The following is a 13,404-nucleotide window of genomic DNA, read 5'->3' as shown; positions in this document are numbered from 1 at the left end:
GTGTATGGAATAAGTAAAATCCATACTAATGTGGAATTTACTTTTTCAAATAACAAGAGTATGAAAGAGTATATTTTAATCTTCAAAACATTCTCATTATATGTTATAATATTATTGACTATTACTTTATATACTAATTAAAGATGTAAGATGAGAAATTTTGATGGTGTCGAGAAATTACTCGAAGATTACAATGATGTATTTGCAGATATTGTAAATACATTACTCTTTGACGGAGTTGAAAGAGTCAGAGAGGATTCACTTGAAGAAGGTGTAGTAAATTCTGCCTATAAGGCAGAAGATGGGAAGATACATCAGCAGGAGCGAGATATAAGTAAGTACTGGAAAGAAGGAGGAGTAAGCCTTCTTATGATAGGAATTGAAAACCAAACCAGGGTTGAAAAGCTGATGCCTGCAAGAATTATCGGATATGATGGAGCATCCTACAGGAGTCAGCTTCTTAAGAAGGGCGACAGGGTAAATGGCAGCCTTACTCCGGTGGTAACCATAGTACTATACTTTGGACTTACACGATGGAATCAACCCAAATCGTTGAAAGAGATTTTAGAAATTCCTGAGGGCTTAGAGGAATTCGTAAGCGATTATAAAATTAATGTGTTTGAGATTGCATTTTTGCCTGAAGAGAAGGTGAACCGGTTCAAGAGTGATTTTAAGCTGGTGGCGAATTACTTTACGCATATAAGGAAGAATCCGTACTATGTTCCTGAAAATGAAAATGAAATTAAACATGTAGATGCAGTGCTCAAATTCCTTTCCGTAATGTCGGGTAGTGAGGATATAATCGACAAATTTAAAGCAAAGAATGAAAGGGAGGTGGAGGCGATGACAGGAGGGCCACTTAGTCAGTTATATTATAAGGGAGTAAGTGAAGGCAGAGAAGAAGGTAGAGAAGAAGGTAGAGAAGAAGGTAGAGAAGAAGGCAGAGAAGAAGGAGTGAATGAAACACTACTTAAGGTTTACCTTAACTGTCGCAGCATGGGAATGAGCATAGAAGAGAGTACAAAAATAGTACATTTTGCAGATAGTGAGAGCCTTGATATGGCAGAAGAAGAATATCAAAGAGAAAAGCTGGGAAAGTAGGTGGAAATGATGACAGGAGGGCCACTTAGTCAGTTATATTATAAGGGAGTAAGTGAAGGCAGAGAAGAAGGAGTGAATGAAACACTACTTAAGGTTTACCTTAACTGTCGCAGCATGGGAATGAGCATAGAAGAGAGTACAAAAATAGTACATTTTGCAGATAGTGAGAGCCTTGATATGGCGGAAGAAGAATATCAAAGAGAAAGAGAGATAGTAAAAAGATGATGGAAATAAAATATGTAAGCACCAGAGGGAATGAGGAAACAATCACAGCATCACAGGCTATACTGAGAGGAATAGCTCCGGATGGCGGACTCTATGTGCCGGATAAATTCCCTAAGTTGGATAAAAACTTGGCAGAACTTGGGAAGCTTAATTATAGGGAAATAGCTTATGAAGTGATGAAACTGTTTTTTACTGATTTTACAGAAACAGAACTAAAGTTCTGTATAGCTTCTGCCTACGATGAAAAGTTTGATACTGAAGAAGTAGTTCCAATGAAAGAAGCGGATGGACTTACCTATCTTGAGCTTTTTCATGGCCCAACCCTTGCCTTTAAGGACATGGCTCTTTCAATACTGCCACACCTTATGGTAACTTCAGCTAAGAAAAATGAACTTAAGGAAAAAATAATCATACTTACCGCTACATCGGGAGATACAGGTAAGGCGGCTTTGGCAGGTTTTGCAGATGTAGAGGGTACAGGAATAATTGTATTCTATCCGAAAGATGGGGTCAGTCCTTTTCAAAAGCATCAGATGGTTACTGAAAAAGGAAAAAATACTTCTGTTATAGCCATAGAGGGAAATTTTGATGATGCTCAAAACGGAGTAAAAAATATTTTTTCTGATAAAGAGTTAGCAGCAGAATTAAAAGAAAAAGGTTATGTATTTTCATCAGCAAATTCTATTAATATAGGAAGACTTGTGCCGCAGATAGTCTACTATGTATATGCGTATGTGAAATTGATGGCTGATGGCAAGCTAAAAGAGGGTGATGAATTGGATGTTTGCGTACCTACCGGCAATTTTGGAAATATCCTTGCGGCAAGCTATGCAAAAGAAATAGGAGTTCCGATAGGAAAGCTCATTTGTGCGTCAAATACCAATAAAGTTTTATATGACTTCTTTAAGACCGGTACATATGACAGACAGAGAGAATTTACACTTACAATTTCGCCTAGTATGGACATACTTATTTCAAGCAACTTAGAAAGACTTATCTATAAGCTTTCGGGAAATGATGCAGCAAAAAATGCAGATTTTATGAAACAGTTGAAAGATTGTGGTAAATACTTGATAGATGAGGACATGTTGAAGGGGTTAGGAGGATTTGAGGCAGGCTTTGCTACAGAAGATGAAACAGTTTCTACTATTAATAATGTATACAAAAAGACAGGCTATGTCATAGATACACATACGGCGGTAGCTGCCTTTGTAGCTGATGAGTACCGTAAGGAAAAACTGTCAGACGGTAAGATTCTTGTGGCTTCTACGGCGAGTCCGTTTAAGTTTGCCGGAAGTGTATTAAAAGCGCTTACAGGAGATAAGGCGGATATGATAGAAGATGAATGGAACAAGATGGAAGAACTTGAGAAGATTTCAGGACAAAAACTTCCTAAATCAGCTATTGATATAAAGGAAGCAGAGGTAAGGCATAGAGAAGTATGCAGCAAAGAGGCGATGAAAAATATAGTTAGAGACAAGATATTGGGAGGGTTGTTCTGATAGGTCAGGCAAATTAAAAAAGTCGAAAAAAGATATAACTTTGACATAGTCTTGTCACAAACTGGGAGTATATTACTACTCGTAAAGTAAATCTTAGCAAGTAATCTTTGTAATTATTGAAAGGATTATAATATTTAAGAAATTCTTAAGGTATGTATACTTGACCTTTTGTGGACTTGTTGTTATAATCGTTGTGTTAATTGGAAAGATTATATCCTGTGACGGGTCTCTTGCTACAGGTCACACCGCTTAGTACCGGCTTTGTGTCAGTAAGTGAGATGATATATAACAGGGCATAAGTAAACCCGAAATTTAAGGAGGAAGAAGAAAAATGAAGAATTTCAGCAAGAAACTCTCATTCGTTATGGCTACTGCTATGGTGGTTACATCTTTGTATGCACCACAGAATGCAGCAGCAGCTGCAAAGAGCAAGCTTGTAGATTCAAAGACAGGCAAGACTGTGACCAGGAATATTTACCTTGGTGGACAGACAGTAGATTTAAATGCTGTAGTTAAGGGAAAGAAAGTAAGTGACTCAAAGGGAACTTGGAAGTCAAGCAACAAGAAAGTTGCTACTGTTGATAAGAACGGTGTTGTAAAGGCTCTTATGAATGGTGATGCTACAATTTCTTTTAAGACAAAGGGTAAGAAGTCAACTACAGTTAAGAAAGTGATTTCTGTAAGAACCAGAGCATCAAAGGTTATGGTTTCTCCAGCTTCTGTAATGGTTAAAGAGAGTGAGACAGCAGAAGTTAAGGCTTCTTATGAGCTTTCAGAGAAGGTTAAAGCAGCAGGTGGAAAAGAGACTACATATAAGCTTTTCGCAAAATCTTCTGATGAGAAGGTAGCTACAGTTACAGCTGATGGCGATACAATTAAGGTTACAGGTGTTGCTAAGTCAGCTACTCCTGCTACAATTACAGTATATGCTGCTCAGGCAGATACACTTGCAAAAGCTGAAAAACTTAAGGTTAAAGTTGCAACTGAGTTTGCAGTTAAGGTAAATGGCTCTCTTGAAGCTAAGCAGAGCGGTGCTAATAAGATTAAGGTTATGGGAACAAACCTTGTAGCTAGTTCAGCTGCTTATGTAATTAAGAGCAAAGCAGGTGCTCCTCTTAAGCTTGCAGATAAGGTTGAAGTAAATGACGCTGGTACTGAGGCTACTCTTTACGGAGATACTACATATCTTCCAGCTGGTGAGTATACACTTTCATATCAGGGTGGAGAGCCTGTAGAGTTTACAACAGCTAGAGAAGTGGTTAAGAGTATTACTCTTGATCCTACAGATAAGGCTGTACTCGTTTCTTCTAAAGAAGCAGTAGCTTACTATAAGGTTCTTAACCAGTTTGAAGAGGATATTACAGAGAAGTTCTCTTCATCAAATGTAATTGTTGCAGGTTCTGATAATGCAAGAAAAGGAACTGAGCCGGGAACAATTGAATTTAATACAACTGTTGGTTATCAGTTAGGTCTTAGCAAGGTAAGTGTATCTATCGTTGATACAGCTACAGGCGTACATACAGAGGGTATCCTTACAGTAAGTGAGGAATCTAAGATTGTAGAGGCTAAGTTTGAGGGTATCTACAATAAGTCTACAAGAAAATTCGTTAAGAATATTGATGATGTAGAAGATAAAACAAGTATCAAGAATTACTATCTTGTATTCTCAGGAAAAGATCAGTATGGTCATACTGTTACACAGACAGATTCATATACAAGAAAGAGTGAGCATACCCGTCAGTTAGTTGGCAGACAGCTCAATATCGTTCTTTTAAGTGGAACAGGACTTACAAATGAGGCTACAGGTCAGGTTGATACAATTAATGGTCACAAGTATATTACTTACAGACTTGAGATTGGTTCAAGCATGAATGATGGTGTAAGAAGTCTTAGAGCAGGTGAAGTACAGCTTCAGGCTATAGCTATCAACAGCGGTAAATCAATTTCTGATAAGTTCAATGTAGAGTCAGGAACTAAGGTTGATACTCTTACTATTAGAGAGTCTGCTTTAGGAGTATATGATGGTCAGGTAAATGAGCTTGAGTTTGAGGCACTTGATCAGAATGGTAAGCCAATCAAAGATTGGAAGATCTTAAAGAATCTTAATACTCACTTCTATAATAGAAATGCCGGTGATGTAAGATTTGAGAAGAAGGAAGATGGTTCAGTAGGACTTTTCTTCGAATCTCTCAATAATGTACCTGATCAGACTAAGGTTGGTACAATTAAGGTTATTTCTTTTGTTACTGAGACCAACAAGTTTGTAAATCAGCAGATTACAATTAAGCCGGATAGATATCCTGCAGCAATTATCGGCTTAAAGAAAGATTTTGCTACAGGTGTTACAAGAGGTACAGCTAAGAATGATCATAGCATCGTAGTTAAGGCACAGGATTTCAGATACCAGGATCAGTATGGTAATGAGATGGATGCTAACTTAATCTTTAAAAAGTATCCGGGTGAATATGCAATGCAGCTTACAGAGGTAGGTCCTAAGAGTGCAAATTACTTCGTAGTAGATAAAGCTGCTGTATCCGGAGCTGCTACTACTGTTAAGAAAGATAATGTATTCTTAGCAGTTAAGACAGTTATTTCATCAGCTATCAGCAATGAGAGTGGTGAGGGAAGATATAAGTTCAGACTTACAGGTCCTAAGCATGATGACAACAATAACAATACTGTTAAGTCAGATTATGAATTCAGTCTCTTCAATGTAAGACTTCAGGATATGAGTGGATTTGCATTTGATGGTGACAGCTTAAAACTTAGAGAAGTTGCTGATCCATTTGAGCAGAGCTGGCCTGATTTAGGAAGCCCTGTTGTAAATCTTAAGAATGTAGCCGGTAAAGATGAAACACATCCTACTTTTGAGGCTAAGCTTTATGGTATGTATGCCGGTGATAAAGTCAACTTAGTTAAGGAAGATGACTTTATAGCATTTGCATCTGAGGCTAGTTTGAGAAAGGCATATGAAGACAAGGATTCAGTTGTTATCAATGTTCCTAATGTATTATCTCTTGGAAATGATGTAGAGAGAGATGCCGGTATAAGAGCAATCGTTAAGAATGGTCTTGGTACAGAGATTAACAACAAGTATAAGTATAGCAAGGCTCTTCGTGTAGTTAAGTCTGCAGGATTTACAGATTTATATGGTGATCACGATAGAACAGTTAAAGCAACACCTATATCTGGAGGTGCAGCTGTAATTGATTGGGATGTTCTTCAGAAGTACATAAAGGTAGAGGATCAGTATGGTAATCCTATTGCTATGAAGCCATATATTACTTTTGAAGACTTCACAATAGATCCTTCAAACCTTAATAAGGGTACTGATGGTCAGTATGCAACTATAACCCATAACGGTGAGAAGGATGCGAAGTTTACATTCAAGGAAGGTCAGGGTACAAGTATACAGAACGGTAAGCAGGTTGTTACCTTAAAGCTTACTTTCCCAAGATCCGGTTATGAGTTTAAGACAAGTGTTCGTTTAGGAAGATAATATTTCTAAATAAATACGGATTCAATTTAATATTGTCCACCAAGTATGTTGCTTGGTGGACTTTTTTCAAATGGAGGGAAAGATGAATATCAGACAGACAAAGATTATGAGCTTATTTATATGTTTGCTTGCCGCTGTGCTCTTAATGCCGGGAACAGCAGCATTAGCAAAGAGCAAAAAGAAGGCTAAGGCAAATGTAACCATATCTACACAGAAAGAATTGCTGAAGGCACTGAAAAATAAAAAACTTAAGAAGCTCACAATTAAGACAAAGAAGCAGACAGACTTTGAGATACCGGTAAATTCCTCAGAAAAATATGGAATAACAAAGAAATTTGATTTAGTGGTAAAAGCTCCTAATGCAAGATTTACCTGCAAGAGCGAGGTACTTAAGAGCCTTGATATAGAAGCGGTATCCTGTGTTCAGGCAGCGGCAGTTCCTAAGATAACACTACGCAATTCTACCAGTTTCAACTTGTATGAAAATGTAAAGGTGGACAGTCTTGCTGTAGTTGGAAGCTCATCAAAGGCAAATTATTTAGTAAAAGGAAATGTAAGCCATTTTAAGATAGATGCAGCATGCTCGGAAGCTACTATTGAAGGAAGTATTATAGTAACTGAAGAAACTGAAAGCGGTGTAGTTACTAATGGAAGCAGTGTCACCAATGTGGATGTTCTTGACATAAACGGTGGCGGAGACTTTAAGATTAAAGATTTGGGTGTAAACAATCTAAAGCTTGCCGGCAAGACTAAACTCGAAGTTTTAGAACTTGCTTCTGTAAGAAAGATTACAGTAAATGCAGGTGCTGTAAGCAGTTATATAAACTTATTATCACCGGCTGAAGTGGATGTCTATGCTTCTTCGGGTATTACAGTAGGAAGTTCTGCAAAAAATACATTAATCAGCATCCGTGATCTTCATGCAATTACAGAGGTTGAAAACCAGACAGATAGTACACTTAAGGTATTTACTCCTTCCGGAGCAGTTACTATTGAATTTAATGGTTATAAAGATATTAATCCTATAACTGACGGAATGTAATTCAATAGTTCTGACAGTGACTTTGATTTTAAGGAGAATAGTTGTGAAAAAATTATCAAAATTAAGTTTGTGCTTAGCTATATTCATAATGGCAATAAGTCTTTTTGCACCGGAGTATGTATCTGCTGGGACAAGGTATATAAAAACTGCTAAAGAGCTTAAGACACTTAAAAATGCAAAACAGGGAGATGTTTATATTTTAAAAAAAGACATAGACCTTAAAAACATAAGTGACTGGAAACCGTTTGATTTTTCGGGAAAATTAGATGGCAGAGGGCATGCAATTAAAAACCTTACAGGTACAAAGGGTGGACTTTTTGATAATCTTACATATGGAGCAGAAATATCCAATCTGAGACTTACAAATATCAGTATTGATACACTTAAAAATCTTGATACAATGTCAATGATTATAAATATAGGAGGACTTGCCAATACTTCGCAGGGTGCCTCTATTACAAAATGCTCCGTGAGTGGAAGAATTGATAGTACTGCTGTGACCGGAGGATTTGTGGGCAAGGCGGAAGATACAGAAATTAAGACTTGTGTATCCTCAATTTATCTTGATACAGGATCTATTGCCGGCGGTTTAGTTGGAGAAGGCCGTGGAAATATGCTTATTGAAGACTGTCTTATGATAGGCAGGATATCTAAGAAAAGTGCAGCTGCAGTTGGTGGAATGGCAGGTGAGTTCTTTGGTACACTTAAGAGATGTGTGACTGCTTCAGGAGTAATTGACACTGAAAGTTCAAGTAATAATAAGGGAAGTATAATAGGCGTGGTAAAGGGAGACGCACATATTTCAGACTGCTATTATTATGGAAATGTGCCTGCTTTAGGACCTGAGAACAAGGAATATAAGTCATTAGTACATCTTGATGAAAAGTCTAATAAGTCAATAATGACAGGGCTTAATTTTAAGGTTTGGACTCTTAAGAAAAAGAAAAATAATGGAGTTCCCGTGCTTAAATGGTATTTAAAATACTTGCATTAGCTGAGAGTAAAAAAATGGTGCTCCTACTGGAACATAACTAAAAATTATGTTATACTAATATGATATAAAAGTTACAAAGAGCAGGAGGACATTATGGAACTTATTACAGTCAGAGAACTTTTCAAAAATAAAGAAAAGTTTGCAGGAAAAGAAGTTAGAGTTGGCGGATGGGTTAGAAGTGTAAGAGATTCAAAAACCTTTGGATTCATCGTGGTAAGTGATGGTACATATTTTGAAACTTTACAGATAGTTTATCATGATAATATGGAGAATTTTGCTGAAGTAAGTAAGTTAAATGTAGGTTCAGCCATCATAGTGAAGGGAGAGCTTACACTTACACCTGATGCAAAACAGCCTTTTGAAATACAGGCTTCAGAGATAATCATAGAAGGGAAATCAACCAGTGATTATCCTCTTCAGAAAAAACGCCACAGTTTGGAGTATCTTAGGACTATTTCTCATCTTCGTCCAAGAACCAATACATTTCAGGCAGTTTTTAGAGTGCGTTCTCTTATTGCTTATGCCATACATAAGTTCTTTCAGGAGAGGGATTTTGTCTATGTGCATACTCCAATTATTACAGGCTCTGATGCTGAGGGAGCCGGAGAGATGTTTAGGGTGACAACTCTGGATCTTGATAATCTTCCTGTTGGCGAAGATGGAAGGGTAGATAATAGTGAAGATTTCTTTGGCAAGACTACCAATCTTACAGTTAGCGGACAGTTAAACGGAGAAACCTATGCTATGGCATTTAAAAATATCTATACATTCGGACCTACTTTTAGGGCGGAGAACTCCAATACAACAAGGCATGCGGCAGAGTTTTGGATGATAGAGCCGGAGATAGCATTTGCAGACCTTTCTGACGATATGGACTTGGCTGAGTCTATGCTCAAGTATATAATTAATTATGTTCTTCTTAATGCTCCTGAAGAAATGGCATTTTTTAATCAGTTTATAGATAAGGAGCTTATTGAAAGGCTTAAGGGAGTTGCAAGTTCAGATTTTGGCAGGGTAACTTATACTGAGGCCATCGAACTCTTAAAAGAGCATAATGATGAATTTGATTATAAGGTAAGCTGGGGCTGTGATTTACAGACTGAGCATGAACGCTATCTTACGGAAAAGATTTTTAAGCGTCCTGTATTTGTAACTGATTATCCAAAGGAAATTAAGGCATTTTACATGAAACTTAATGAGGATGGTAAGACAGTTGCGGCAATGGACTGCCTTGTACCGGGCATTGGAGAGATTATAGGAGGAAGCCAGAGAGAAGAGGACTACACTCTTCTTACAAAGAGGATGAAAGAATTGGGACTTAATGAAGAGGATTATGATTTCTACCTCGATCTCCGTAAATACGGAACAGCAAGACATGCAGGCTTCGGACTTGGTTTTGAAAGATGTGTAATGTACTTAACAGGAATGGGTAATATAAGGGATGTAGTTCCTTTCCCAAGAACTGTAGGAAACTGTGAACTATAAAAATTGTGAAGTATAAAAATAAAGGGTTTGGTTATAAAGTATATTTTATATCCAAGCCCTTTTGCTAAATAAAATAAATTTTCAGAATAATAAATTCTTATTTAAATATTTTATTTCTAATAGGATATAGGAAAGAAATCAGGATAGTGCCAAGTATTCCACAAGAAATAACTTCACCTGCACCTACAGTAAGCATGAGGAAAGGTATACTGTCAGGTAGTCCATAAGCATAGCTAAGTATGAAAGGAACTATTATTGTGTTTGCCAAAATAGGGGGAAGAACTGCAAACAACTTTATTATGAGTGCATTGCTTCTCTTAAAAAGTCTTCCTATGTACCAAGTTCCAACTGCACCTATAAAGGTAGCTAAGGTACCGAATACAATGTCAAATAGATGACTTCCGATAATAATATTGGATATGAGGCAACCAAGAGTTACACCCGGTACACCGGCAAAGCTAAAAAAAGGCAGGATGGTGAGAACTTCTGAGAATCTTACCTGAATTGCCCCGCTTGCAAGATTGAGGGTGGCTGCAAAGACAGTGAGTACGGTATAGAGGGCGGCTATTATAGCGGCCTGTGTGACAGTCAGGGTGCGTGACATCCCCGGAGTTAGAACTTTTGAATCTTCCATTATTTTATTCTCCTTTAGTTTTTATATGAGTGGGAAGGTTATAACACTCGGCTTCCTAGTATAGTATAATTCCATTATATTTTCAAGGGCAAAATTTTGACAAAGTTTTTTGATATAAATAAAGATTAGTTAAAAATTAAGGAATTAATCATTAAACTTTAAGAAAAATGTGCTAAAATACAAGAATCCAAAAAGGAGGGAAAAACTTTGGCAAAAGGAAAAAAGAAGTCGAAAAGTCCGATAAGCAGGGCTATCGGAATAGTCATAAAAATAATAATAGCCTTATTGCTTGCGGCCATTATTGCCGCCGGAATTCTGATATATATGAAATATGGCAAAAGAATATTGGCTATGGAGGCAGATGCAAAAAAAATAGTTTTAAATAGCAGTCCGGATACTTTCAGGCAGAATGAAACCAGCATCGTCTATGATGCAAATGGAACAATTATCTCTAAGCTAAAAGGAGAAAAGGATGTTTATTATATAAAATATAATGAAATCCCTAAAAAGGCAGTTGAAGCTATAGTAAGTATAGAAGATAAGAGTTTCTTTAAACATAAGGGCTATGATATTAAGGCAATTATGAGGGCAGGCTGGGCATACATAAGGAATAAAGGAACTATAACGCAGGGAGGAAGCACCATAACTCAGCAGCTTGCAAGAAATATTTTTCTTTCGTTTGAAGAAAGCTGGGAAAGAAAGGCGAGGGAAATTTTTATTGCTCGGGAATTAGAAAAAAAATATTCTAAGAATGAAATTATGGAATTTTATTTGAATAATATTTATTTTGCAAATGGATATTATGGGATACAGTCTGCTGCCCTTGGTTATTTTGGCAAGGGGGTGAATTCTTTATCCCTCTCACAGCTTACCTTCCTTTTAAGCATACCTAACAGTCCTAACAGGTACAACCCTTATGAGAACATTGAAGGTACACTTGGCAGAAGAGACCGTATTTTAGACCAAATGGTGTTAGATGGGAAAATAACTGAATTTGAGGCTAGGGCAGCAAAGAGTGAGGAAATAAAGGTAAAAGAGCCAAAGGCTGAAAAAAGCGGATATATGCTTACCTTTGCCCTTGATCAGGCAGTTAAGAGTCTTATGAAATCAGAGGGTTTTCAGTTTAGATATTCTTTTTCGTCTTCAGAGGACAAAGAGGCATATAATGAAAGCTATGGCGAGGTATATTCAAGCTGCCAAAGTAAGTTGTATTCCGGAGGTTATAGGATTTATACATCGCTGGATCCTGAGAAGCAAAAATTACTGCAGGAAACAGTGGATAACGGCTTAAGCATTTCAAGTGAGAAGAGTGAAGCGGGCATCTATAAGCTTCAAGGCTCTGCAGTTACTATAGATAATGGAAGTGGGAGAGTAGTTGCAATTGTGGGTGGCAGAAGCCAAAAGCTTAAAGGTAGAACTTTAAATAGAGCATATCAGAGTTTTAGACAACCCGGTAGTACTATTAAACCCGTAATTGTGTATACACCTGCTTTTGAGCAGGGATATAAGCCTGAAAGTATAGTTAGGGACGAGAAGATAGAGGGAGGCCCTGTTAATGCAGACGGTTCCTATTTGGGAGATATGACTATACTTGATGCGGTTGCAAAGTCTAAAAATACAATAGCTTGGAGACTTTTTACAGAAATTTCTCCTACAGTGGGCATTAACAAACTTTTGGAAATGGGATTTGCAGGAATAGAAGAGACGGATTATTATCCGGCAGCTTCCCTGGGAGGTTTTACAAAGGGAGTGAGTGCCGTAGAACTGGCATCAGCTTATTCAGCAATAGAAAACGGGGGAGCATTCAGAGAGCCTACCTGCATTATGAAGATGACTGATTCAGAGGGAAATGATGTAATAACTGATGGATTTTATCAAACAGGAATTACTAAATATGTGTATGATGAAACTGCATGTAAAATGATAACAACCTGTATGGAAGCGGTTATGACTAAGGGTACGGGAGCAGGAGGAAGACTTGCCTCTATGCCTTGTGCAGGAAAAACAGGAACTACTAATGAAAGCAAAGACCTGTGGTTTGTAGGCTTTACTAAGTATTATACAACAAGTGTATGGGTAGGCTATGACATACCTCAGAGCCTTAATGGACTAGGTTTTTCTGCAACACCACTGGGTATTTGGAAAACATATATGGAAGAGTTACATCAGGGGCTTGAAGCTAAGCCTTTAGATGATTATAAGCTTGTCATTAAACCTTCAGAAGATAAGGATGAGGAGGAAGAAAAAAAGAAGGCTGAGGAAGAAAAAAGGCTTGAGGAAGAGAAAAAATTAGAAGAGGAGAAGAGACTTGAAGAAGAAAAGAAATTAGAAGAAGAGAGAGAGAAAGCCGGAGAAGAGGTTGAGAACAATGAAGATGAAGAGGCTGAAACAGAGGAGGAGAATATAGACGAAGATACAGAAGAAACTCCATCTGAAGGCGAAAATAATACTGAACAACCGGAGGACGATGCACAAGAAGGTAATAATCAGGCAGAGCAGGAAAATAATCCTTCCGGAGAGGGTGATGAAACTCCATAAGCGATTCTTGACTAAAGGGTTAATGTATTTTATAATAGCATAAGTGCCGAGCTTTGGCATTTATATTCAGTTAATTAAAATAATTTAGCGAAAGAGGTAAAATATGTCAGAAAAGAAAATTACAAAAGACATGATAATTGCGGATATACTTAAGGTTGATGAGAATTTAATTCCTGTTCTGCTTAATGCGGGAATGCACTGTGTAGGTTGTCCGTCTTCTTTGGGAGAAACTCTTGAAGAGGCAGCTGAGATACACGGGATTGATGTGGATGAACTTTGTGAACTTCTTAATGAATTTATAGATTAAGAAAGATCAGGAATATAAAAAGAATGAAGTGTGTGCTTTGCACACACTTCATTCTTTTTATATTGCAGAAAGTATAT

Annotated in this window: 10 protein-coding genes; 9 read left to right on the top strand and 1 reads right to left on the bottom strand. The window is 37.4% G+C overall.

What is annotated here, in order from left to right; all coding sequences use genetic code 11:
* The first annotated feature begins 150 nt into the window (after positions 1-150).
* The 7 genes from ACTTKP_RS08680 (at position 151) to asnS (ending at position 9,848) form a co-directional block, all read left to right on the top strand.
* A complete protein-coding gene (locus ACTTKP_RS08680; protein ID WP_442553504.1) occupies positions 151-1,101 on the top strand; it encodes an Rpn family recombination-promoting nuclease/putative transposase in 951 nt (316 codons plus the stop codon).
* A 6-nt stretch (positions 1,102-1,107) separates the two neighbouring features.
* Positions 1,108-1,326: a hypothetical protein gene (locus tag ACTTKP_RS08675; RefSeq protein ID WP_442553503.1), complete on the top strand. Its 219-nt coding sequence runs from the start codon at positions 1,108-1,110 to the stop codon at positions 1,324-1,326.
* Positions 1,326-2,828 (top strand): threonine synthase, encoded by a 1,503-nt coding sequence (gene thrC, locus ACTTKP_RS08670; protein WP_442553505.1) that lies wholly within the window; start codon positions 1,326-1,328, stop codon positions 2,826-2,828. The genes ACTTKP_RS08675 and thrC overlap by 1 nt, the downstream gene beginning before the upstream one ends.
* A gap of 331 nt (positions 2,829-3,159) precedes the next feature.
* Positions 3,160-6,327: an Ig-like domain-containing protein gene (locus ACTTKP_RS08665; protein WP_442553502.1), complete on the top strand. Its 3,168-nt coding sequence runs from the start codon at positions 3,160-3,162 to the stop codon at positions 6,325-6,327.
* An 82-nt stretch (positions 6,328-6,409) separates the two neighbouring features.
* Positions 6,410-7,369 (top strand): hypothetical protein, encoded by a 960-nt coding sequence (locus ACTTKP_RS08660; RefSeq protein ID WP_442553501.1) that lies wholly within the window; start codon positions 6,410-6,412, stop codon positions 7,367-7,369.
* Positions 7,370-7,412: 43 nt separating this feature from the next.
* Positions 7,413-8,363 carry a hypothetical protein gene (locus ACTTKP_RS08655; protein ID WP_442553500.1) on the top strand — a complete coding sequence of 317 codons (951 nt, stop codon included), beginning with the start codon at positions 7,413-7,415 and terminating at the stop codon, positions 8,361-8,363.
* 93 nt (positions 8,364-8,456) lie between these two features.
* The gene (gene asnS / locus ACTTKP_RS08650; RefSeq protein WP_442553499.1) at positions 8,457-9,848 is read left to right on the top strand and encodes an asparagine--tRNA ligase; all 1,392 of its coding nucleotides are present in this window, start codon (positions 8,457-8,459) and stop codon (positions 9,846-9,848) included.
* 97 nt (positions 9,849-9,945) lie between these two features.
* On the opposite strand, the gene ACTTKP_RS08645 is transcribed toward asnS, so the two are convergent.
* The gene (locus tag ACTTKP_RS08645; RefSeq protein ID WP_442553498.1) at positions 9,946-10,482 is read right to left on the bottom strand and encodes a QueT transporter family protein; all 537 of its coding nucleotides are present in this window, start codon (positions 10,480-10,482) and stop codon (positions 9,946-9,948) included.
* Between the two features lie 207 nt (positions 10,483-10,689).
* Here ACTTKP_RS08645 and ACTTKP_RS08640 point away from each other — a divergent pair, with 207 nt between their 5' ends.
* Both ACTTKP_RS08640 and ACTTKP_RS08635 read left to right on the top strand, forming a co-directional pair.
* Entirely contained in the window at positions 10,690-13,020 is a 2,331-nt protein-coding gene (locus ACTTKP_RS08640; protein WP_442553497.1) for a transglycosylase domain-containing protein, read from the top strand.
* A gap of 103 nt (positions 13,021-13,123) precedes the next feature.
* On the top strand, positions 13,124-13,327 hold the full coding sequence (locus ACTTKP_RS08635; RefSeq protein ID WP_442553496.1) for a DUF1858 domain-containing protein: 204 nt from the start codon (positions 13,124-13,126) through the stop codon (positions 13,325-13,327).
* Positions 13,328-13,404: the final 77 nt, after the last annotated feature.

Source organism: Catonella sp., from assembly GCF_052169795.1.
Classification (GTDB): Bacteria; Bacillota; Clostridia; order Lachnospirales; family Lachnospiraceae; genus Catonella.
The sequence above is the reverse complement of the archived record's forward strand: the minus strand, read 5'-3'. Positions and strand labels throughout refer to the sequence as shown.

What these genes read in the sequence shown, in the direction of transcription:
- ACTTKP_RS08680 (WP_442553504.1), top strand. Translation starts at nt 151, where the DNA reads ATGAGAAATTTTGATGGTGTCGAGAAATTACTCGAAGATTACAATGAT.
- ACTTKP_RS08675 (WP_442553503.1), top strand. Translation starts at nt 1,108, where the DNA reads ATGATGACAGGAGGGCCACTTAGTCAGTTATATTATAAGGGAGTAAGT.
- thrC (WP_442553505.1), top strand. Translation starts at nt 1,326, where the DNA reads ATGGAAATAAAATATGTAAGCACCAGAGGGAATGAGGAAACAATCACA.
- ACTTKP_RS08665 (WP_442553502.1), top strand. Translation starts at nt 3,160, where the DNA reads ATGAAGAATTTCAGCAAGAAACTCTCATTCGTTATGGCTACTGCTATG.
- ACTTKP_RS08660 (WP_442553501.1), top strand. Translation starts at nt 6,410, where the DNA reads ATGAATATCAGACAGACAAAGATTATGAGCTTATTTATATGTTTGCTT.
- asnS (WP_442553499.1), top strand. Translation starts at nt 8,457, where the DNA reads ATGGAACTTATTACAGTCAGAGAACTTTTCAAAAATAAAGAAAAGTTT.
- ACTTKP_RS08645 (WP_442553498.1), bottom strand. Translation starts at nt 10,482, where the DNA reads ATGGAAGATTCAAAAGTTCTAACTCCGGGGATGTCACGCACCCTGACT.
- ACTTKP_RS08635 (WP_442553496.1), top strand. Translation starts at nt 13,124, where the DNA reads ATGTCAGAAAAGAAAATTACAAAAGACATGATAATTGCGGATATACTT.